Origin of the sequence: Parasaccharibacter sp. TMW2.1882 (assembly GCF_023337635.1) — a bacterium.
Classification (GTDB): Bacteria; Pseudomonadota; Alphaproteobacteria; order Acetobacterales; family Acetobacteraceae; genus Bombella; species Bombella apis.
Genome location: NZ_NWUT01000002.1, coordinates 122,409 through 141,014 on the forward strand (window position 1 = coordinate 122,409; position 18,606 = coordinate 141,014).

31 protein-coding genes are annotated in these 18,606 nt (G+C 56.8%); 1 reads left to right on the forward strand and 30 read right to left on the reverse strand.

The genetic code is table 11. From position 1 onward, the window contains the following. The first annotated feature begins 188 nt into the window (after positions 1-188). A complete protein-coding gene (locus CO583_RS06160) occupies positions 189-1,709 on the forward strand; it encodes an efflux transporter outer membrane subunit (protein WP_249103272.1) in 1,521 nt (506 codons plus the stop codon). A 342-nt stretch (positions 1,710-2,051) separates the two neighbouring features. Here the strand turns inward: CO583_RS06160 and rplQ are convergent, their stop codons facing one another. The 30 genes from rplQ to rpsL form a co-directional block, all read right to left on the reverse strand. After that, positions 2,052-2,468 carry a 50S ribosomal protein L17 gene (gene rplQ / locus CO583_RS06165; RefSeq protein ID WP_043557864.1) on the reverse strand — a complete coding sequence of 139 codons (417 nt, stop codon included), beginning with the start codon at positions 2,466-2,468 and terminating at the stop codon, positions 2,052-2,054. Positions 2,469-2,512: 44 nt separating this feature from the next. After that, positions 2,513-3,532, reverse strand: coding sequence for a DNA-directed RNA polymerase subunit alpha (locus CO583_RS06170; RefSeq protein ID WP_043558320.1), 1,020 nt, complete (start codon positions 3,530-3,532; stop codon positions 2,513-2,515). Positions 3,533-3,674: 142 nt separating this feature from the next. Next, complete coding sequence (gene rpsK / locus CO583_RS06175) at positions 3,675-4,067, reverse strand: 30S ribosomal protein S11 (RefSeq protein WP_043557862.1); 393 nt, start codon at positions 4,065-4,067, stop codon at positions 3,675-3,677. Positions 4,068-4,117: 50 nt separating this feature from the next. Continuing rightward, positions 4,118-4,495 carry a 30S ribosomal protein S13 gene (rpsM, locus tag CO583_RS06180; RefSeq protein ID WP_043558318.1) on the reverse strand — a complete coding sequence of 126 codons (378 nt, stop codon included), beginning with the start codon at positions 4,493-4,495 and terminating at the stop codon, positions 4,118-4,120. 204 nt (positions 4,496-4,699) lie between these two features. Continuing rightward, positions 4,700-5,278 (reverse strand): adenylate kinase, encoded by a 579-nt coding sequence (locus tag CO583_RS06185; protein ID WP_043557861.1) that lies wholly within the window; start codon positions 5,276-5,278, stop codon positions 4,700-4,702. Then, positions 5,275-6,651, reverse strand: coding sequence for a preprotein translocase subunit SecY (gene secY / locus CO583_RS06190; RefSeq protein ID WP_043557860.1), 1,377 nt, complete (start codon positions 6,649-6,651; stop codon positions 5,275-5,277). The genes CO583_RS06185 and secY overlap by 4 nt, the downstream gene beginning before the upstream one ends. Positions 6,652-6,745: 94 nt before the next feature. Next, positions 6,746-7,234, reverse strand: coding sequence for a 50S ribosomal protein L15 (rplO, locus tag CO583_RS06195; protein ID WP_248630626.1), 489 nt, complete (start codon positions 7,232-7,234; stop codon positions 6,746-6,748). A 1-nt stretch (position 7,235) separates the two neighbouring features. Next, the gene (gene rpmD, locus CO583_RS06200) at positions 7,236-7,427 is read right to left on the reverse strand and encodes a 50S ribosomal protein L30 (protein ID WP_043557856.1); all 192 of its coding nucleotides are present in this window, start codon (positions 7,425-7,427) and stop codon (positions 7,236-7,238) included. Then, entirely contained in the window at positions 7,420-7,989 is a 570-nt protein-coding gene (gene rpsE, locus CO583_RS06205; protein WP_043557855.1) for a 30S ribosomal protein S5, read from the reverse strand. Before rpsE ends, rpmD begins: the two co-directional genes overlap by 8 nt. 12 nt (positions 7,990-8,001) lie before the next feature. After that, a complete protein-coding gene (gene rplR, locus CO583_RS06210; RefSeq protein ID WP_043557853.1) occupies positions 8,002-8,364 on the reverse strand; it encodes a 50S ribosomal protein L18 in 363 nt (120 codons plus the stop codon). Next, positions 8,364-8,900, reverse strand: coding sequence for a 50S ribosomal protein L6 (gene rplF, locus CO583_RS06215; RefSeq protein ID WP_043557852.1), 537 nt, complete (start codon positions 8,898-8,900; stop codon positions 8,364-8,366). The genes rplR and rplF overlap by 1 nt, the downstream gene beginning before the upstream one ends. A 9-nt stretch (positions 8,901-8,909) precedes the next feature. Continuing rightward, positions 8,910-9,308 carry a 30S ribosomal protein S8 gene (rpsH, locus tag CO583_RS06220; protein WP_043557850.1) on the reverse strand — a complete coding sequence of 133 codons (399 nt, stop codon included), beginning with the start codon at positions 9,306-9,308 and terminating at the stop codon, positions 8,910-8,912. 13 nt (positions 9,309-9,321) lie between these two features. Next, positions 9,322-9,627: a 30S ribosomal protein S14 gene (gene rpsN / locus CO583_RS06225; protein ID WP_043557849.1), complete on the reverse strand. Its 306-nt coding sequence runs from the start codon at positions 9,625-9,627 to the stop codon at positions 9,322-9,324. Positions 9,628-9,758: 131 nt separating this feature from the next. Beyond that, positions 9,759-10,325 (reverse strand): 50S ribosomal protein L5, encoded by a 567-nt coding sequence (gene rplE, locus CO583_RS06230; RefSeq protein WP_043557848.1) that lies wholly within the window; start codon positions 10,323-10,325, stop codon positions 9,759-9,761. Between the two features lie 10 nt (positions 10,326-10,335). Continuing rightward, the gene (rplX, locus tag CO583_RS06235; protein WP_081562857.1) at positions 10,336-10,656 is read right to left on the reverse strand and encodes a 50S ribosomal protein L24; all 321 of its coding nucleotides are present in this window, start codon (positions 10,654-10,656) and stop codon (positions 10,336-10,338) included. Then, the gene (rplN, locus tag CO583_RS06240) at positions 10,656-11,024 is read right to left on the reverse strand and encodes a 50S ribosomal protein L14 (RefSeq protein WP_043557844.1); all 369 of its coding nucleotides are present in this window, start codon (positions 11,022-11,024) and stop codon (positions 10,656-10,658) included. Before rplN ends, rplX begins: the two co-directional genes overlap by 1 nt. 12 nt (positions 11,025-11,036) lie before the next feature. Further along, a complete protein-coding gene (rpsQ, locus tag CO583_RS06245) occupies positions 11,037-11,312 on the reverse strand; it encodes a 30S ribosomal protein S17 (RefSeq protein WP_043557843.1) in 276 nt (91 codons plus the stop codon). Between the two features lie 13 nt (positions 11,313-11,325). After that, positions 11,326-11,562, reverse strand: a complete 237-nt coding sequence (gene rpmC, locus CO583_RS06250) for a 50S ribosomal protein L29 (protein ID WP_043557842.1) — start codon at positions 11,560-11,562, stop codon at positions 11,326-11,328. A 2-nt stretch (positions 11,563-11,564) separates the two neighbouring features. Continuing rightward, positions 11,565-11,981, reverse strand: coding sequence for a 50S ribosomal protein L16 (rplP, locus tag CO583_RS06255; RefSeq protein WP_043557840.1), 417 nt, complete (start codon positions 11,979-11,981; stop codon positions 11,565-11,567). A gap of 58 nt (positions 11,982-12,039) precedes the next feature. Next, positions 12,040-12,717 (reverse strand): 30S ribosomal protein S3, encoded by a 678-nt coding sequence (rpsC, locus tag CO583_RS06260; RefSeq protein WP_043557839.1) that lies wholly within the window; start codon positions 12,715-12,717, stop codon positions 12,040-12,042. Between the two features lie 3 nt (positions 12,718-12,720). Then, a complete protein-coding gene (rplV, locus tag CO583_RS06265; protein ID WP_043557837.1) occupies positions 12,721-13,146 on the reverse strand; it encodes a 50S ribosomal protein L22 in 426 nt (141 codons plus the stop codon). Between the two features lie 2 nt (positions 13,147-13,148). Then, positions 13,149-13,427, reverse strand: coding sequence for a 30S ribosomal protein S19 (rpsS, locus tag CO583_RS06270; protein WP_043557836.1), 279 nt, complete (start codon positions 13,425-13,427; stop codon positions 13,149-13,151). A gap of 16 nt (positions 13,428-13,443) precedes the next feature. Further along, positions 13,444-14,274 carry a 50S ribosomal protein L2 gene (gene rplB, locus CO583_RS06275; RefSeq protein ID WP_081562856.1) on the reverse strand — a complete coding sequence of 277 codons (831 nt, stop codon included), beginning with the start codon at positions 14,272-14,274 and terminating at the stop codon, positions 13,444-13,446. Positions 14,275-14,292: 18 nt separating this feature from the next. Next, positions 14,293-14,589: a 50S ribosomal protein L23 gene (locus tag CO583_RS06280; RefSeq protein WP_181005181.1), complete on the reverse strand. Its 297-nt coding sequence runs from the start codon at positions 14,587-14,589 to the stop codon at positions 14,293-14,295. 41 nt (positions 14,590-14,630) lie between these two features. Further along, complete coding sequence (rplD, locus tag CO583_RS06285) at positions 14,631-15,245, reverse strand: 50S ribosomal protein L4 (protein WP_043557831.1); 615 nt, start codon at positions 15,243-15,245, stop codon at positions 14,631-14,633. A gap of 5 nt (positions 15,246-15,250) precedes the next feature. Next, positions 15,251-15,934, reverse strand: coding sequence for a 50S ribosomal protein L3 (gene rplC, locus CO583_RS06290; protein WP_043557830.1), 684 nt, complete (start codon positions 15,932-15,934; stop codon positions 15,251-15,253). Positions 15,935-15,944: 10 nt separating this feature from the next. Beyond that, positions 15,945-16,253, reverse strand: coding sequence for a 30S ribosomal protein S10 (gene rpsJ / locus CO583_RS06295; RefSeq protein ID WP_018980179.1), 309 nt, complete (start codon positions 16,251-16,253; stop codon positions 15,945-15,947). A 114-nt stretch (positions 16,254-16,367) separates the two neighbouring features. After that, entirely contained in the window at positions 16,368-17,558 is a 1,191-nt protein-coding gene (gene tuf / locus CO583_RS06300) for an elongation factor Tu (RefSeq protein ID WP_043557828.1), read from the reverse strand. Between the two features lie 108 nt (positions 17,559-17,666). Then, positions 17,667-18,143 (reverse strand): 30S ribosomal protein S7, encoded by a 477-nt coding sequence (gene rpsG / locus CO583_RS06305; protein WP_043557827.1) that lies wholly within the window; start codon positions 18,141-18,143, stop codon positions 17,667-17,669. A gap of 12 nt (positions 18,144-18,155) precedes the next feature. Further along, complete coding sequence (gene rpsL / locus CO583_RS06310; RefSeq protein ID WP_023979007.1) at positions 18,156-18,527, reverse strand: 30S ribosomal protein S12; 372 nt, start codon at positions 18,525-18,527, stop codon at positions 18,156-18,158. Between the last annotated feature and the right edge of the window lie 79 nt (positions 18,528-18,606).

The following is an 18,606-nucleotide window of genomic DNA, read 5'->3' on the forward strand; positions in this document are numbered from 1 at the left end:
AGTCATGCAAAACATCACATCCTGCCTTTCTTTCCCCACAAGATACCGCTAGCACCTTACCGGGCTTCCCTCAGCTCGCTGATATTCTTTATTCCAAAAACGTAATAATGCTCATGAACGTGCCTCCATCTGATATAACACCTCCTCACACAACACATTACCTTATCCATCATCACGCCCGGATTTTCATGTCGCTTCCCTTTCGTGCCCTTCGCTCTGCCGTTCTGACAACAGGCCTGCTTGCTACACTGGGGGGCTGCATGGTCGGGCCGGATTATCACCGGCCAAAAGCGATCATCTCCTCACGCTTCAAAGAAGCCCCTCCACCTGAGGGCTGGACAAAAGCCAATCCGGCCATGAGCAACATGCCCAAGGGAAACTGGTGGACCGTTTTCAATGATCCCACGCTGAACGGACTGGAAGAGGAAATCAGCCGTTCCAACCAGAGCCTGAAGCAGTATGAGGCGCAATACCGCAAAGCACGGGCCATGATCGACTCCGTGCGGGCCAGCCTTTTCCCTACCCTCAACGGCAAATTCGGCTTCAACCGCAATTCCAGCGGGGGCAGGACCATCAGCGGCCTGAATGCCGAACCCCATACCTTCGTCAACACCACCAACACCTGGACCATGGGGCCCAGTGCCAGCTGGACGATTGACGTCTGGGGCATGATCCGGCGGCAGATAGAACAGCAGGTCAGCTCGACACAGTCCAGCGCAGCCCTGCTGGCCAACATGCAGCTCTCCTACCAGCTGGAGTTGGCCACCGATTATATGAACCTGCGTTATCAGGACAGCCTGATTGACCTCTTCACACGCAATGTCGGCCTGTACCAGCATAATCTGGAGATTCTCAGCAACCAGCTGGCCGCCGGTGTCGCCGACCCCACCAGTGTGCTACAGGCCAAATACCAGCTGGAATCAACCCAGGCCAGTCTGGCCAACGCCCATGTGGCCCGTGCCCAATACGAGCATGCCATAGCCGTGCTGATCGGCCGTCCTCCGGCTGACCTGACCATTCCCCATGCACCGCTGCCCTTCACGCTGCCACCCATTCCACAGTTCCTCCCCTCCGACCTTTTGCAAAGGCGACCAGACATCGCCCAGGCCGAGCGGGAAATGGAAGGATACAATGCTGAAATCGGGTACGAGATCGGGGCCTTCTATCCGCAGATCACCCTGTCAGCCAGCTATGGCTACAGCGGAAATCCTATCCAGCATCTGATCCAGCTGGCAACACGCACATGGTCGCTCGGTGCAGCCGCCAGCGAGACCCTCTTCAATGGTGGGGCCCGTTCCGCTGCCGTACGGGAAGCCGAAGCCGACTACGACAACGCTGTTGCCAATTACAGACAGGTCGTGCTGAAGGCCCTGCAGGATACGGAGGACCAGCTCTCCAACCTGCATTATCTCGGCGACCAGATGACCTACCAGAATCAGGCTGTAGAGAGCGCACAGCGGGCCGTGGAAGTCTCCATGAACGAGTATCTGGCCGGAACACAGATATACACCACTGTCATCACGGCGCAGCAGACAGCCCTGCAATATGAAGAATCCCGCCTTCAGATACAGCAGCAGCGCCTCAACAGTGTCATCCGCCTCATCACCGATATTGGTGGCGGCTGGAGCACAGACCAGCTACCCAGCAAGGATTCCCTCCAGACTGACAATCCCTTCCTGCCCAGCTTCATCCAGAAAGACAAAAACTGACCGCATCAAAAAAGGCGCCCTCTCCTCTGGGGAGAGAGATGCCTTTCCACGAGGACATGATTCTGTCCCGTGCCTTCAGGAAGGCTGCTGCTCCTGACAAGGCTTCTTCTTTCGGCCCAAAAGTATCCCTACGAAAAAAGCAAATCCAGTCCATCCCCAAGGATGGTCCATTACCAGATCCTCAATTACGTCCTGCACCATCCCCAGAATCGGGCTGCTTACGTCTTTCAGATTAGAACTCATGGCATTACCTGCTTTTCTATCGGGTACTCTTACCCCGTGAAAAAAGGCCGATGCCTGATGGCACCGACCTTTCCTTTATTCTCCCATTGGAGAAAAAGCTCAAGCAGCTTCCTGATCTTCTTTCTGAACAGGGCCGCTATCTTTGCCCTTGGCCTCGACATCACGCTCGACCAGCTCAATCACGGCCATGTCGGCATTGTCGCCATAGCGGACGCCAGCCTTCAGCACACGGCTGTAGCCACCTGCACGGCCTGCATAACGCTTGCTCAGCTCAGAGAAGAGCTTGGTGACGATGGCATCATCACGCAGCTGGGCAAAAGCCTGACGGCGTGCATGAAGTGTGCCACGCTTGCCCAGCGTGATCAGCTTCTCGACAACCGGGCGAAGCTCTTTGGCCTTCGGCAGAGTCGTGGAGATCTGCTCATGCTTGATGAGCGCAACAGCCATGTTGCGGAACATCGCAGCGCGATGAGTGGAGGTGACGCCAAGTTTACGTCCGCTCAGATTATGACGCATGTTGTTTCCCTAATCCTTCTACCCGAACTTCCCAGCCGGGGTTCTTAGAATGTCTCGTCGAGACGCCGGGCCAGATCCTCGATGCTCTCCGGCGGCCAGGCCGGGACATTCATCCCCAGCGAAAGCCCCATGCCTGTGAGCACTTCCTTGATCTCATTCAGCGACTTACGACCAAAATTCGGAGTCCGCAGCATTTCCTGCTCGCTCTTCTGCACGAGGTCGCCAATATACACAATATTGTCGTTCTTCAGGCAGTTTGCGCTACGCACGGAAAGCTCAAGCTCATCCACCTTACGCAGAAGGTGACGGCTGAACGGCAGATCATCCTGCGGCTCTTCATTCTGAACCGGACGCGGCTCATCGAAATTGATGAAGAGCTGAAGCTGATCCTGCATGATGCGGGCAGCCAGTGCCAGTGCGTCTTCCGGAGTGACGACTCCGTTTGTCTCGACACTCAGCAGCAGCTTGTCATAGTCGGTGACCTGTCCAACACGGGTCGGCTCCACCTTGTAAGACACACGCTGCACCGGCGAATAGATCGCATCAATGGGGATCAGCCCGATCGGTGCATCATCCGGACGGTTGGCAGAAGCAGGGACATAACCCTTGCCCATGTTCACCGTGAATTCCATGCCAAGCTTGACATCATCGTCAAGCGTGCAGATCACCAGCTCCGGATTCATGATCTCAATGTCATGGCCCGTCTGAATCTGCCCAGCCTTCACTTCTCCCGGCCCTGTTGCCGTGAGAACCATACGCTTCGGGCCCTCACCATGCATGCGCAAAGCAAGCTGCTTCACATTCAGCACGATGTCGGTCACATCCTCACGCACACCCGCAACGGATGAGAATTCGTGAAGGACCCCGTCAATCTGGATGGCCGTAACAGCAGCACCCTGAAGGGAGGAAAGAAGAATACGACGCAGGGCGTTGCCCATCGTCAGGCCAAAGCCACGCTCAAGCGGCTCTGCAACGATGGTTGCCATACGGGAAGGAACCGGGCCAGGCTCGACTTCAAGCTTCTCCGGTTTGATGAGAGACTGCCAATTTTTCTGGAGAACCAAGATCATGGCCTTTCAAACAACGAAGCCCGCCACAGGATGGCGGTGCCAGGCCCGCACTGTCGTGCGGTACGAACTCACCAAGGTCAATCTGGCTGCACCATCCATTCGTGACAGCCAGACCTACCAGATTTTTGCGTCCAGATCAGACGCGGCGACGCTTGCGCGGACGGCAACCGTTATGCGGCACCGGCGTCATGTCGCGGATGGATGTGATCGTGAACCCGACAGCCTGAAGGGCACGCAGAGCGCTCTCACGCCCTGAACCAGGACCGGAAACCTCAATCTCCAGCGTTTCCATGCCATGCTCGCGGGCCTTGCGCCCTGCATCCTCGGCAGCAACCTGAGCTGCATACGGGGTGGACTTGCGGGAGCCCTTGAAACCCTGTGCGCCGGAGGAGGACCAGGCGATGGCGTTGCCCTGGGCATCAGCAATCGTGATCATCGTGTTATTGAAGGTGGAAAGAACGTGAGCAACACCGGAAATGATGTTTTTACGTTCCTTCTTACGGATACGCGGTGCGGCAGCCTTGGCCATAGTATGCTTGTCCTATTAAATCTGCGATAGGGTGAAAGAAGCGGCGCCTATCAGCGCGTTGCCTTCTTCTTACCTGCAATGGCAACAGCCTTACCCTTGCGGGTACGGGCGTTGGTATGCGTACGCTGACCACGAACCGGCAGACCACGACGATGACGCAGGCCACGATAGCAGCCAAGGTCCATCAGACGCTTGATGTTCATCGCCGTCTCACGACGGAGATCACCCTCCACACGATAATCGCTATCGATCAGGTCACGAATCTTCGTCACCTCATCATCAGACAGCTCATTCACGCGCTTGGCATTGTCGATACCGAGCTTCTCACAGATAGCCTGTGCGCTCGAAGGACCAATGCCATAAACATAGCGCAGACCGATGACCACCCGCTTGTTGGTCGGAATGTTTACGCCGGCAATACGTGCCACGCCAATTCTCCCATCCACACGGCCCAAAGCCGTGTTTACAAAAATCTTTGTCTGACCGGACCATGGCCGCTCACCGGCGTCGGTCCCCAGAACGATTCCAGCCCCACCATCAGGGCCGTACGCTCACCTTATGCTGGGCGAATATACTGCCCTGCCAGACAAGTCAAACCATAAAGATCACTTTTTCGTGATCAGCTCATTCATTCAGGAGCCTGCCCGATCGAGAATGGCATCAATCGCCCTCCCGACTGTTTCGACATCCTGCATACCATCAATGCGGTTCAGACGACCGTTCTGCTCATAATAGGGCAGGATGGGGGCCGTCTGCTTCCGGTACATCTCCAGCCGGGCATGGATCACCTCAGGATGATCGTCAGCCCTGCGAGAGCCATCTTCATGCTGCCGTTCAGACAGACGCTTCACCAGCGCTTCCTCACTGACCTCCAGAAGAATGACTGCATCAATCTTAAGCCCCTGCTCCTTCAGCATGGAGTCCAGAATCTCTGCCTGGCTTTCAGTCCTCGGGAAACCATCAAGGATGACACCCTTTCCACAGTCAGGCTGAGCGATACGGTTTTCAATCATCTGAACGATGATCGGATCAGGAACAAAATGCCCCTTCTCCATCAACGCCTTCACCTCCACACCAATCGGTGACTGCGCCTTCACCTCGGCACGAAGCATGTCCCCTGTTGAGATCTGCTTCATGCCCCGGCTGTCTTCAAGACGTTTTGCCTGTGTCCCTTTGCCCGCACCCGGCGGGCCAAGAAGAATGATGTTCACCGTAAGTTCCTTCTTTCCTTGCCCGCCCGGCCACGGGCTCCCTTCCGGCCACGCTGCTTGCGGATGAGCCCCTGATACTGATGGGCCACCAGATGGGACTGGACCTGTGTGACCGTATCGATCGTCACGGAGACAATGATGATCAGACTGGTTCCCCCAAAATAGAACGGCACATTATATTTGTTGATCAGGAACTGCGGCAGCAGACAGACCAGCACCATGTAGGCGGCACCGATAGTCGTCAGCCTTGAGAGAATCCGGTCAAAATAACGGGCCGTATTCGCACCCGGCCGGATACCCGGTACAAAACCACCCTGCTTTCTCAAATTCTCAGCTGTCTCTTCAGGATTGAAGGTTACCGCAGCATAGAAATAGGAGAAAAAGACGATCATGAAGGCATAGAATGCCATGTAAAGTGGCTGCCCCTGGGAAAGCCACTGCCCGACATGCCCCAGAAATCCACCATTGTTATGCATGAAGCCTGACAGCGTTGCCGGCACCAGCAGAACGGATGATGCAAAGATCGGCGGGATGACCCCGGCTGTATTGACCTTCAGCGGCATATGCGTGGAATCGCCACCATAAATGCGGTTACCCACCTGCCTCTTGGGATACTGGATCACGACACGCCGTTGTGCCTGCTCCATGAACACGATGAAGGCAATGACAGCCAGCGCCAGCAGCAGGAAAACCACGACAAAAACCGGAGACAACGCGCCAGTACGTCCCAGCTCCAGCAGGCTCCCCAGCGCATGAGGCAGGTTGGCCACGATACCCGAGAAAATGATCAGGGAAATACCGTTCCCGATACCCCGGGAGGTTATCTGCTCACCCAGCCACATCAGGAACAGGGTTCCCGTTACCAGCATCACGACATAAGAGACGAGGAAAGTCGGACCCGGCGAGATGACAGCACTGAGCCCTGCCTGCGTGTGCATGCTGCTCAGCCCCATGGCAAAGCCATAGGCCTGCACGATGGCGATCAGCACCGTCAGATAACGGGTATACTGGTTCAGTTTTTTGCGCCCACTCTCCCCTTCTTTCTTCAGCGCTTCCATGGAAGGCAAAGCCGTGGAAAGAAGCTGGATGATGATGGATGCACTGATGTAGGGCATGATGTTGAGAGCAAAAATGGTCATGCGCCCCAAAGCGCCACCCGTGAACATGTCAAACATGCCCAGGATGCCACCCTGCTGCTCCCCAACAAGCTGCCCCAGCACAGAGGCATCAATCCCCGGAACCGGGATGAATGTTCCCAGTCGATAAACAATCAACGCACCCAGCGTGAACCAGATCCGTTTTTTCAGCTCCGTCGCCTTCGCGAAGGCACCCATATTCAGGTTACCGGCCAGCTGTTCTGCGGCAGAAGCCATCTCCCCGTCCTTTCATGAAAACAGCGCCACCGCACATCGTACGGGACGCTGTTCACTAGTTCACCGTCGTCCCAGCAGGCTGGGCAGGACAGGCTCAGGCTTCAGCCTGAGCATCCTTCTTTACGGCCAGAACCTTCACAGAGCCACCGGCCTTCTCCACTGCAGCCACAGCAGCAGCAGAGGCACCGGACACTTCAAAGTTCACGCCTTGAGACAGTTCACCTTTTGCCAGAAGACGCACACCAGCAACCTTGCGGCTACCGACCAGACCAGCCTGGTACAGTGCTTCTTCCGTCACAGGAGCAGAGGCGGAAAGCTTGCCAGCCTCCAGAGCCTTGCTCACTGCACCGATATTCACCGCAGCATATTCCTTGCGGAAAATGTTGACGAAGCCACGCTTCGGCATACGGCGATAGATCGGCAGCTGACCACCCTCAAAGCCATTGATGGCCACGCCGGAGCGTGCCTTCTGACCTTTGTGACCCTTTCCGGAGGTCTTGCCCTTGCCGGAACCGATACCACGCCCGAGACGCTTCTTGTGATAGCGTGCCCCGGCGTTGTCGCGCAATTCATTCAGGTTCATATCAACCCTCCACCTTCACCAGGTGGGACACCTTGCGGATCATGCCACGGACAGAAGGGGTATCCTCCAGCTCACGGCTGGAACCGATGCCACGCAGGCCCAGCCCCTTCACCGTTTCCGCCTGACCCGGTTTGGAACCGATCACAGAAGCGATCTGCGTCACCCGGATTGTCTTGCCTTTTGTCTCAGACATTGGCAGCCTCCGTCTCTGACTGCTCACGACGTCCGAACAGCTCGAATGTCTTCTTGCCACGGCGGGCCGCAACCTGACGCGGGCTGCTTGCACGCTCAAGAGCGTTGAAAGCAGCTTTGATCATGTTGTGCGGGTTCCGGGTCCCGAGGCTCTTGGCAACAACGTCGCTGATGCCCAGGCTCTCGAAGACAGCACGGATCGGACCACCAGCGATGATCCCCGTACCAGCCTCAGCTGCACGAACGACAACCTCACCAGCACCGAAATGGCCCACTGCATCATGATGCAGAGTCCGGCCTTCTTTCATCGGTACACGGATCATGTTGCGACGGGCGCGCTCGGTTGCCTTACGAATGGCTTCCGGCACCTCACGGGCCTTGCCAGCACCGTAACCGACACGCCCCTTCTGGTCGCCAACAACGACCAGAGCCGCGAAGGCGAAACGCCGACCACCCTTAACAACCTTGGCGACACGGTTGATGGTTACCAGCTTGTCAACCAGCTCATCACCCTGCTCGCGCTCACGACCACCACGGCCGCCTTCTCTTGGCTCACGTGCCATGTGTGATCCTCCTTAGAAAGACAGCCCGCCCTCACGGGCAGCCTCTGCCAGGGCTTTCACCCGGCCATGATAGAGATAGGAGCCACGGTCGAACACGACTTCCTTGACCCCAGCCTTGACAGCGCGCTCGGCAACGAGCTTACCGATAACGGTAGCTGCTGCGATATTCGCACCCGTTTTACCGGCTTCACGAACACTCTTCTCAAGCGTAGAGGCGCTGGCCAGCGTAATTCCACGGGCATCGTCGATGACCTGGACGTGGATATTCTTGCTGGAACGGAAGACCGACAAACGCGGCCGGCCGCCGCTCTTGCGACGAAGCTGGAAACGCAGCCGCTTGCGGCGGCGTTCCTGCAATCCTTGCAGCGATGCCATTACTTCTTCTTACCTTCTTTCTGACGCAGAACTTCGGTCTCATACCGGACACCCTTGCCCTTGTAAGGCTCGGGCTTGCGGAAGCTGCGGATATCCAGAGCTACCTGACCAACGCGCTGCTTGTCGTTACCTTCAACCAGAATGGCTGTCGGGCGGGGCGTCGTGATTTTCACATCGGACGGGATCGGATAGATCACATCGTGAGAGAAACCGAGGTTCATGACCAGATTGGAACCCTGAACAGCAGCACGGAAACCCGTACCCTGGATCTCAAGCCCCTTCTGGAAGCCCTCAGAGACACCTTTGATCATGTTGGCGAACACCGCGCGGGATGTCCCCCACATCGTCCAGCTCTTGTTGGTACGACCACCCAGCGGAGACACGGTAACCTTGCCGTCGGCAATCTTCACATCAACATGAGAAGATACCGGCACGCTGAGCTCACCACGTTTACCCTTGACGCAGAACATACCGTCCTTGACAGCTGCTTCCACGCCTGCGGGGAGGTCAATAGGATATTTACCTACGCGAGACATATTCCCTCCTTAGAAGACGCGGCAGAGGATCTCGCCACCAACATTGGCAGCCCGAGCCTCGACGTCTGAAAGAACACCGCGCGGCGTGGAGAGGATGGAAACACCCAGACCAGCATAAACACGCGGCAGCTCTTTGATTTTGGAGTACACACGGCGACCCGGACGGGACACGCGATGAATCTCGCGGATCACCGGCTGACCATCTGTGTACTTCAGCTCGATACGGAACTGGGAAATGCCCTTGCGGACTTCCTCGGTCGTGTAACCGCGGATATATCCTTCGCGTTTCAGTGCTTCAAGAACACTGGCACGCAGCTTGGACGCCGGAGCAACGCAGGCAGCATGGCGGGCACGCTGAGCGTTACGGACCCGGGTGAGCATATCACCCAAAGGATCAGACATAGACATTCAGACTACCCTTTTACCAGCTGGACTTGACCATGCCGGGGATCTGCCCCGTAGAAGCAAGGTCACGCAGAGCAATACGACACAGTTCAAACTTGCGGTAGTTCCCACGGGGACGACCGGTCAGTTTGCAACGCAGGCGCACACGGGTCTGGGACCCATTACGCGGCAGCTTGGCCAGTTTAAGTGTCGCTTCGAAGCGCTCCTCCATGGAGAGAGAGCGGTTCTTGATAGTATTTTTGAGAGCGGTCCGCTTTTCAAGGTCACGCTGCGCCATGGCAGCACGACGATTATTACGGTTCACCGCAGAGACTTTCGCCATCTCGAATCTTCTCCCGGAACCTGTCAGGCCTATCCCGACGGTTTTCCAATCACCGGACTTGTAACGGAAACTCCCCCCTCATGTGAAGGGGGAAAGTCCATTTTCCCGTGATTGATACGAAAAATTGTCGCTCAGGACACGAACGGCAGATCAAATGCCTTCAGAAGAGCTTTCGCTTCTTCATCAGTTTTTGCCGTTGTCACAAAGATGATGTCCATACCACGGATGGCATCAACCCTGTCATAATCAATTTCCGGGAACACGATCTGCTCTTTCAGACCCATGGCAAAATTGCCACGGCCATCAAAGCCCTTGTTCGCCGGAAGACCGCGGAAGTCACGGATACGCGGCATGGCGATCGTCACCAGACGATCCAGGAACTCGTACATGCGAGCCTTGCGCAGCGTTACCTTACAACCGATCGGCAGCCCTTCACGAATACGGAAGCCCGCAACAGCCTTGCGTGCCACAGTCTTGACCGGCTTCTGACCAGAGATCAGAGCCATCTCTTCAACAGCGGCATCCAGCTTCTTCTGGTCAGCAGCAGCCTCACCGACCCCCATGTTCAGGACAATTTTCTCCAGTTTGGGGATCTGCATGTCGCTCTTATACCCGAACTGCTCACGCAGCTTGGCGCGGAGCTTGTCCTGATATTCCTGCTGCAGACGGGGCAGAACGGCACTCTTGTTATCGCTCATCGTTCGCTCCTCAGCCTTCGATCACTTCGCCGGTCACCTTGGCAACACGGACCTTGCGACCATCTTCCAGAACACGGAAACCAACACGGGTCGGCTTACCACTCTTCGGGTCGATCAGCTTCAGATTGGACAGATGAACAGGCATCTCACGCTCGATGATGCCGCCACCCTCGCCCATACGGTTCGGCTTGGAGTGGCGCTTGGCAACAGCCACGCCACGCACCACAGCCTTTTCCACCTTCGGCAGAACGGAAAGGACTTCCCCACGCACACCGCGGGAACGCCCTGTCAGGACCAGAACCTGATCACCTTTTTTGATACGTGCAGCCATTACAGCACCTCCGGAGCCAGGGAGATGATCTTCATGAACTTGCGGGCACGCAGCTCACGAACAACCGGGCCAAAAATACGCGTACCAATCGGCTCCTGCTGCTTGTTCAGCAGGACAGCAGCGTTCCGGTCAAAGCGGATGGCGGAGCCATCTGCACGACGCACCGGGTAAGATGTGCGAACGATGACAGCCTGATGGACGTCACCCTTCTTCACCTTCCCGCGGGGAATTGCTTCCTTGACGGATACGACAATGATGTCGCCGACCGAGGCGGTCTTCCTCTTGGAGCCACCCAGCACTTTGATGCACTGCACCCGACGTGCACCGGAGTTGTCAGCTACGTCAAGGTTGGTCTCGGGATGAATCATGTGTCTACCCCCTTATGCGCCGACAGAAGTCGAAGCGGCCTCGGCAACATCGACTCCATTACGGGAAACGACCGTCCACGTCTTACGCTTGGAGAGAGGTGCGCACTCAACGATGCGGACCACATCACCAACCTTGCATGCATTGGCGCCATCATGCGCTGCATACTTCTTGGAACGGCGGATAAACTTTTTATAGAGCGGATGCATGACACGACGATCAACAAGAACGGTCACCGTCTTGTCCATCTTGTCACTTGTCACCCGCCCTGTCAGGACGCGCCTGGGCATCGTCCGTCTCCTCTCAGGACTTGGCGGCGGACGTTTTTGCGCCCGCACGGTTCTTCGACTGGTTCAGCAGTGTCTTGATGCGGGCGACAGCACGACGCACGATCCTGACACGGCTGGTGTTCTCGGACTGGCCTGTAGCCGCAGAGAAACGCTGGTTGATCTGCTCACGCTTCAGATCCAGCAGGAGAGCCTTGAGCTCATCCTCGCTCTTTGCGCGCAGCTCGGCAACCTTATAGGTCGTCTCAGCCATTCTCAAGCCTCCCCGATACGCTGAATGAACTTGGTCTTGATCGGCAGTTTTGCAGCTGCCAAGCTAAGAGCCAAGCGAGCAACCTCCGGCGGCACCCCTTCAATTTCGAAGAGGATACGACCCGGCTTCACACGGGCTGCCCAGTACTCGGGGTTACCTTTACCGGAACCCATACGCACTTCTGCCGGCTTTGTCGAGACCGGAGTGTCAGGAAAAATACGAATCCAGACACGTCCGGCACGCTTCATGGCACGCGTGATGGCACGACGGGATGCCTCGATCTGACGAGCCGTGATACGCTCAGGCTCCAGAGCCTTCAGACCATACGCACCGAAATTCAGCTGCGTACCGCCCTTGGCCATCCCATGAATGCGGCCCTTGTGGGCCTTACGAAACTTTGTCCGCTTTGGAGAAAGCATGATTTTCTATCCTCACATCAAGCACCTCGGATAAAAGACGGGGGAAGCCCCCCGCCCCTTAACGCTGAGGAGCCTGCTCCGCAGCACGACGGTCCTGGGCCATCGGGTCGTGAGCCAAGATCTCACCCTTGAAGATCCAGACCTTCACGCCGCAGGAACCGTAAGTGGTGTGCGCTGTAGAAGTCCCATAGTCGATGTCGGCACGCAGCGTATGCAGCGGTACACGACCCTCACGATACTGCTCGTCACGAGCGATCTCGGCGCCACCAAGACGTCCACTGCATGTCACGCGGATACCCTGGGCACCCAGACGCATTGCAGACTGGATGGAGCGCTTCATCGCACGGCGGAAGGCCACACGGCGCTCCAGCTGCTGGGCGATGTTGTCTGCCACCAGAGTCGCATCGATTTCCGGCTTGCGGATCTCGACAATATTCAAAGCGACATCAGCCTTGGCCATGGCGCTGAGGGTCTTGCGCAGGGCATCAATGTCCTGACCCTTTTTGCCGATGATCACGCCAGGACGTGCGGCGTAGATCGTCACACGAGGCTTCTTGGCAGGACGTTCGATGACCACACGGGAAACACCAGCACCCGAAAGCTTCTTGCGCAGGAAAGAGCGCAGCTTCAGATCCTCATGGAGCAGACGGGCATAATCCCCGCCTGCATACCAGCGGCTGTCCCATGTACGATTGACACCGAGCCGAAGCCCGATCGGATTAACCTTATGTCCCATAGATCAGGCTGCCTTCTGCTCTTTTGAGTTCTTGCCGGCCTTCGGAGCTTCCTCAGCTTCAGCGCGCTCAGCAACAACAATCTTCAGGTGGCTGAAAAACTTCTCAACACGAGCAGAGCGACCACGGCCCCGTGCATGGAAGCGCTTCATCACGATCGACTTGCCAACCTCAGCAGTCTTCACCACCAGCTTGTCAACATCAAGCTGATGATTGTTTTCTGCATTGGCCACGGCACTCTCAAGAGCCTTCTTGACCTGCTGGGCGATACGGCGACGGGAGAACGTCAGCGCAGCGATTGCCTTGCCTGCCGGCTGGTTGCGGATCGTGGCAGCAACCAGATTCAGCTTGCGTGGGCTGACACGGATGTTGCGGGCAACAGCCTGTGCCTCTGTATCAGCCAGGGTACGGATATGCTTAGGCTTACTCATGCTCAGCCTCGCTTCGACTTCTTATCGGAACCATGACCGGTATAAGTACGGGTGGGTGAGAACTCACCAAACTTATGACCGACCATATGCTCCGTCACCTGCACAGGCAGGAACTTCTGACCATTATAGACGCCGAACGTCAGCCCGACGAACTGCGGCAGGATGGTGGAACGACGGGACCAAATCTTGATCACCTCATTCCGGCCCGATGCACGGGCCTTCTCAGCCTTGCCAAACAGATACCCGTCGACGAACGGGCCTTTCCAGACGGAACGTGCCATCTTCTATGCCCCTCTCTTACTTGCCGGTTTTACGACGACGGATAATCAGGCTGTCCGTCTTCTTGTTGGTACGGGTCTTGTAGCCCTTGGTCGGCACACCCCACGGTGTGACAGGATGACGGCCACCAGAGGTACGACCCTCACCACCACCATGCGGATGGTCGACGGGGTTCATGACCACACCACGGTTGTGTGGACGACGCCCCATCCAGCGACGACGACCTGCCTTACCAAAGTGCTGGTTCATGTTGTCCGGGTTGGAAACCGCACCAACAGTTGCCATGCACTCGGCACGCACGATACGCAGCTCACCGGACTGCAGCTTGATCTGTGCGTAACCGGCATCCTTGCCAACGAGCTGGGCATAGTTGCCAGCCGAACGGGCCAGCTTGCCACCAGCACCGGGCTTCAGCTCGATGTTGTGGATGATCGTACCAACCGGCATGGAAGCCAGCGGCATGGCGTTGCCCGGACGGACGTCAGCATGATGGGCAGCAACCACACGGTCACCAGCCTTCACGCGCTGCGGAGCCAGGATATAGGCCAGCTCACCATCCTCATAGCGGACCAGTGCGATGAAGGCCGTACGGTTCGGGTCATATTCCAGACGCTCGACCGTGCCGACAACATCGAACTTGCGACGCTTGAAATCAACATAACGGTAGGACTGCTTGTGCCCGCCGCCACGGAAGCGTACGGTTGTACGCCCGTAGTTGTTACGGCCACCAGTCTTGTTCTTGCCTTCCGTAAGCTGCTTGACGGGCTTGCCCTTCCAGAGCTCGCTCCGGTCAATCAGCACGGTACCACGAGTGCTTGGTGTCGTGGGATTAAAGTGCTTCAATGCCATGGTATCTTACCCCGCGCCTCAACCAAGCTTCGCTGTGAGGTCAATTGACTGACCTTCAGCAAGCTGGACATACGCCTTCTTGATGTCAGAACGGCGACCCGGACGACCTTTGACGCGCTTTGTCTTACCTTTCTGGATCAGGGTGCTGACACCAGCCACCTTGACGTTGAAAAGCTTCTCGACAGCGACCTTGATCTGCGGCTTCGTTGCTTCCAGAGCCACCTTGAACACAACCTGGTTCTTCTCAGAAGCCATGGTTGCCTTTTCAGTGATCAGCGGTGCACGCAGCACATCAAACAGAGCTTCCTGAGACAGGCCAGCAGCCGCCTTGCGTGCATTCAGAACTGTTTTCGTTGTCATGCCAGACGCTCCTTGAGACCCTCAAGAGCAGCGTGGGTAATCACCAGCACATCATGCTTGAGAATATCATAAACATTTGCCCCGATCGTGGGCAGGAGATCGATCTTGGGCAGATTGGCAATCGCACGGGCAAACGGCTGGTCAGCAACCTGATCCACGATCAGCGCAGACGAGCAGCCAAGAGCCTTCAGACGGGCAGCAGCCTCACGGGTCTTCTCAACGCCAGCCAGATCCTTCAGGATGATCAGCTTGCCTTCAGAAGCCTTCTGGGAAACGGCAGAGCGCAGCCCGAGACGACGCACCTTCTTGGGGAGGTCGAAACCATGATCACGGGCGACCGGACCATGCACAACACCACCGGTACGGAACTGCGGAGCTCTCAGAGAGCCCTGACGAGCAGAACCTGTCCCCTTCTGGCGATACGGCTTCTTGGTTGTGCCAGAAACGACACCCCTGCCCTTTGTTGCGTGTGTGCCAGCACGACGTTTGGCAAGCTGCCAGTTCACGACGCGGGCCATGATGTCCTTGCGGGGAACAATCCCGAAAATCTCTTCCGGCAGTGCGATTTTACCGGCACTTCCGTTTTCGAGGGTTTTGATATCGTATTCCATATCCCTCACCCGGCGGCCTCAACGGTCGCTGCCGGATATGGCGCGTCCGCATTACGGGCCTTCTTGATTGCATCGCGAACCAGAACAACACTGTTCTTGGCACCTGGGATAGCACCGCGCACCATGATCAGGTTACGCTCTTCATCCACAGCAGCAATTTCGAGGTTTTGTGTTGTCACGCGCTTGTCACCGAGGTGACCAGCCATCTTCTTGCCCTTGAAGACCTTACCAGGATCCTGGCGCTGACCTGTAGAGCCGTGAGAACGGTGACTGATGGACACGCCGTGTGTCGCCTCAAGACCGGCAAAGTTGTGGCGCTTCATGACACCAGCAAAACCTTTACCCTTGCTGCGGCCCGTGACATCCACTTTCTGACCAACCACGAAATGGGCAGCAGAAAGCTTCGTCCCCGGTTCCAGCAGGGCATCCTCTGCCACACGGAACTCGGCCAGCTTCTTCTTGGGCTCAACCTTCACACGGGCAAAATGCCCACGGTTCGCTTTTGTGACGTGCTTGGCCTTTGCAGCCCCCATACCAAGCTGGACAGCCGTATAGCCATCACGCTCCTGTGTACGGGCATCCACAACCTCGACAGCATCAAGGTGCAGCACCGTCACCGGCACATGTGTGCCGTCTTCTTTAAAGAGCCGGGTCATCCCCAGCTTTTTTGCAATCAATCCGGTACGCATCGTCTGGACCTTAGAGTTTAATCTCGACATCTACGCCAGCGGCGAGATCGAGCTTCATGAGGGCGTCCACGGTCTGCGGGGTCGGCTCGACAATGTCGAGCAGCCGGCGGTGCGTTCTCATTTCGAACTGCTCGCGGCTCTTCTTATCCACATGCGGTGAACGATTCACAGTAAACCGGGCAATATGCGTCGGCAGGGGGATGGGACCCCGAACCCGCGCACCCGTACGCTTCGCCGTATTGACGATCTCTTTCGTGCTGTTATCCAGCACGCGATGATCATACGCTTTGAGGCGAATGCGGATGTTCTGGTCGTCCATGATTTCACTTCATCCTTAATAAACCGGATGCCGTCCTACTGCATTTCTCCTAGAAATGGAACCCCGGCCGAAAAAAATTCGACCGGGGCACCAGATTCCGAAGTCAGCAGGGACTTAGGCGCTGATGGAAGCCACCACGCCGGCACCCACTGTACGGCCACCTTCACGAATAGCGAAGCGGAGACCTTCGTCCATGGCGATCGGAGCAATCAGCTCGACATCCATGGTAGCGTTATCACCCGGCATCACCATCTCGGTGCCTTCCGGCAGGGTCACAACACCCGTCACGTCCGTCGTACGGAAGTAGAACTGCGGACGATAGTTGGTAAAGAACGGCGTATGACGGCCACCCTCTTCCTTCGTCAGGATGTAGGCCTCAGCCTTGAACTTGCTGTGCGGGGTGATGGTGCCCGGCTTTGCCAGAACCTGACCACGCTCAACATCTTCGCGCTTCGTGCCACGCAGCAGAGCACCGATGTTGTCACCAGCTTCACCGCGATCCAGCAGCTTGCGGAACATCTCGACGCCCGTAACTGTCGTCTTGACGGTAGGACGCAGACCAACGATCTCGACCTCGTCACCGACGTTGACTTCACCACGCTCGACACGGCCAGTCACAACCGTACCACGCCCGGAGATGGAGAACACGTCTTCGATCGGCATCAGGAACGGACGGTCAACCGGACGCTCCGGCTGCGGGATGTAGCTGTCAACAGCCTTCATCAGCTCCAGGATGGCTTCCTTGCCCTGTGCCGGGTTACCATCTTCCAGAACGGCCAGAGCAGAACCCTTGACGATGGGGATATCGTCACCAGGGAAGTCGTAGGAGGACAGAAGCTCACGAACTTCCATCTCCACCAGCTCCAGCAGCTCCGGATCGTCAACCTGGTCAACCTTGTTCAGGAAGACCACCAGAGCCGGCACACCGACCTGACGGGCCAGCAGGATGTGCTCACGTGTCTGCGGCATCGGGCCGTCAGCAGCGGAGACAACCAGAATAGCGCCATCCATCTGGGCCGCACCGGTGATCATGTTCTTCACATAGTCAGCGTGGCCGGGGCAGTCCACGTGAGCGTAGTGACGGTTTTCCGTCTCATACTCAACGTGAGCTGTGGAAATCGTAATACCACGAGCGCGCTCTTCAGGAGCCTTGTCGATCTGGTCATAAGCACTGAAGGTTGCACCACCGGTCTCAGCCAGTGTCTTTGTGATTGCAGCCGTCAGCGTGGTCTTACCATGGTCAACGTGACCAATCGTGCCGATGTTAACATGCGGCTTTGTACGCTCAAATTTAGCCTTTGCCATCGTCTCTCTCCAAAACCTTGACCCACAAGGGCCAGAGGTATGACTGAAACTTCATGCTGGCCACCCTGGAAACCAGAAAATGGCCAGAAGCCTTATTACCGGTAAAAATTACCAGCGATAATGACTGAATGCCTTATTGGCTTCAGCCATACGGTGAGTGTCTTCCCGCTTCTTGACGGCTGCACCGCGGTTGTTCACCGCGTCCATCAACTCATTGGAAAGACGGTCCTGCATGGTGTTCTCACCACGCTTGCGGGACGCCTCAATCAGCCAGCGGATAGCCAGCGCCTGACGGCGTTCTGCACGAACCTCTACCGGAACCTGATAGGTCGCACCACCAACACGGCGGGAACGGACCTCAACGGCCGGCTTTACATTATCCAGTGCTGAGTGGAACATGGCCACCGGGTCCGCAGAAGACCCGCCACGCTTACGCAGCACTTCCAGCGCTCCATAAACGATGCGTTCAGCAGTAGATTTCTTACCATCATACATCAGCGCATTCATGAAGCGCGTAATGACGGCATCTCCGAATTTTGGATCGGGAAGGATCTCACGCTTGACAGCGCGATGACGGCGACTCATTCCAAATACCCCTTATTTCGGCCGCTTTGCGCCATACAGCGAACGGCGCTGACGGCGTTTTGCGATACCCTGCGTATCCAGCACACCACGAAGAATGTGGTAACGCACACCGGGAAGATCCTTCACGCGACCACCGCGGATCAGAACAACGCTATGCTCCTGGAGGTTGTGCCCCTCACCCGGAATATAGCTCACCACCTCATACCCGTTGGTCAGACGCACCTTGGCGACCTTACGCAGGGCGGAGTTCGGTTTTTTCGGCGTTACAGTATAAACACGTGTGCAAACACCACGCTTCTGCGGACATCCCTGCAGAGCAGGAACCTTGTTCCGCTTTGCGGCCGGCTCACGGCCCTTTGCGATCAACTGGTTGATGGTCGGCATGCGCCCTTCCCAATCCTTGTCCATATGCTGGCGGGGAAACCCCCGCCACGACATTCCGTTCTAACCGACATGCGGCTGA

What these genes read in the sequence shown, in the direction of transcription:
- rplR (WP_043557853.1), bottom strand. Translation starts at nt 8,364, where the DNA reads ATGGCATCGCTGCAAGGATTGCAGGAACGCCGCCGCAAGCGGCTGCGT.
- rplV (WP_043557837.1), bottom strand. Translation starts at nt 13,146, where the DNA reads ATGAGTAAGCCTAAGCATATCCGTACCCTGGCTGATACAGAGGCACAG.
- rplE (WP_043557848.1), bottom strand. Translation starts at nt 10,325, where the DNA reads ATGAGCGATAACAAGAGTGCCGTTCTGCCCCGTCTGCAGCAGGAATAT.
- rplN (WP_043557844.1), bottom strand. Translation starts at nt 11,024, where the DNA reads ATGATTCATCCCGAGACCAACCTTGACGTAGCTGACAACTCCGGTGCA.
- rpsG (WP_043557827.1), bottom strand. Translation starts at nt 18,143, where the DNA reads ATGAGTCGCCGTCATCGCGCTGTCAAGCGTGAGATCCTTCCCGATCCA.
- rpmC (WP_043557842.1), bottom strand. Translation starts at nt 11,562, where the DNA reads ATGGCTGAGACGACCTATAAGGTTGCCGAGCTGCGCGCAAAGAGCGAG.
- rplF (WP_043557852.1), bottom strand. Translation starts at nt 8,900, where the DNA reads ATGTCTCGCGTAGGTAAATATCCTATTGACCTCCCCGCAGGCGTGGAA.
- rpsS (WP_043557836.1), bottom strand. Translation starts at nt 13,427, where the DNA reads ATGGCACGTTCCGTCTGGAAAGGCCCGTTCGTCGACGGGTATCTGTTT.
- rplX (WP_081562857.1), bottom strand. Translation starts at nt 10,656, where the DNA reads ATGGCTGCACGTATCAAAAAAGGTGATCAGGTTCTGGTCCTGACAGGG.
- secY (WP_043557860.1), bottom strand. Translation starts at nt 6,651, where the DNA reads ATGGCTTCTGCCGCAGAACAGCTGGCCGGTAACCTGAATATGGGTGCC.
- rpsC (WP_043557839.1), bottom strand. Translation starts at nt 12,717, where the DNA reads ATGGGACATAAGGTTAATCCGATCGGGCTTCGGCTCGGTGTCAATCGT.
- rplP (WP_043557840.1), bottom strand. Translation starts at nt 11,981, where the DNA reads ATGCTTTCTCCAAAGCGGACAAAGTTTCGTAAGGCCCACAAGGGCCGC.
- rpsE (WP_043557855.1), bottom strand. Translation starts at nt 7,989, where the DNA reads ATGGCACGTGAGCCAAGAGAAGGCGGCCGTGGTGGTCGTGAGCGCGAG.
- rpsQ (WP_043557843.1), bottom strand. Translation starts at nt 11,312, where the DNA reads ATGCCCAGGCGCGTCCTGACAGGGCGGGTGACAAGTGACAAGATGGAC.
- rpsH (WP_043557850.1), bottom strand. Translation starts at nt 9,308, where the DNA reads ATGTCTATGTCTGATCCTTTGGGTGATATGCTCACCCGGGTCCGTAAC.
- rplD (WP_043557831.1), bottom strand. Translation starts at nt 15,245, where the DNA reads ATGGAATACGATATCAAAACCCTCGAAAACGGAAGTGCCGGTAAAATC.
- rplB (WP_081562856.1), bottom strand. Translation starts at nt 14,274, where the DNA reads ATGGCATTGAAGCACTTTAATCCCACGACACCAAGCACTCGTGGTACC.
- rpsN (WP_043557849.1), bottom strand. Translation starts at nt 9,627, where the DNA reads ATGGCGAAAGTCTCTGCGGTGAACCGTAATAATCGTCGTGCTGCCATG.
- tuf (WP_043557828.1), bottom strand. Translation starts at nt 17,558, where the DNA reads ATGGCAAAGGCTAAATTTGAGCGTACAAAGCCGCATGTTAACATCGGC.
- rpsJ (WP_018980179.1), bottom strand. Translation starts at nt 16,253, where the DNA reads ATGGACGACCAGAACATCCGCATTCGCCTCAAAGCGTATGATCATCGC.
- rpsL (WP_023979007.1), bottom strand. Translation starts at nt 18,527, where the DNA reads ATGCCGACCATCAACCAGTTGATCGCAAAGGGCCGTGAGCCGGCCGCA.
- rpsK (WP_043557862.1), bottom strand. Translation starts at nt 4,067, where the DNA reads ATGGCCAAGGCTGCCGCACCGCGTATCCGTAAGAAGGAACGTAAAAAC.
- rplQ (WP_043557864.1), bottom strand. Translation starts at nt 2,468, where the DNA reads ATGCGTCATAATCTGAGCGGACGTAAACTTGGCGTCACCTCCACTCAT.
- CO583_RS06160 (WP_249103272.1), top strand. Translation starts at nt 189, where the DNA reads ATGTCGCTTCCCTTTCGTGCCCTTCGCTCTGCCGTTCTGACAACAGGC.
- rplC (WP_043557830.1), bottom strand. Translation starts at nt 15,934, where the DNA reads ATGCGTACCGGATTGATTGCAAAAAAGCTGGGGATGACCCGGCTCTTT.
- rplO (WP_248630626.1), bottom strand. Translation starts at nt 7,234, where the DNA reads ATGAACCTGAATGAATTGCGCGACAACGCCGGGGCACGCTATCACAAG.
- rpmD (WP_043557856.1), bottom strand. Translation starts at nt 7,427, where the DNA reads ATGTCTGAGACAAAAGGCAAGACAATCCGGGTGACGCAGATCGCTTCT.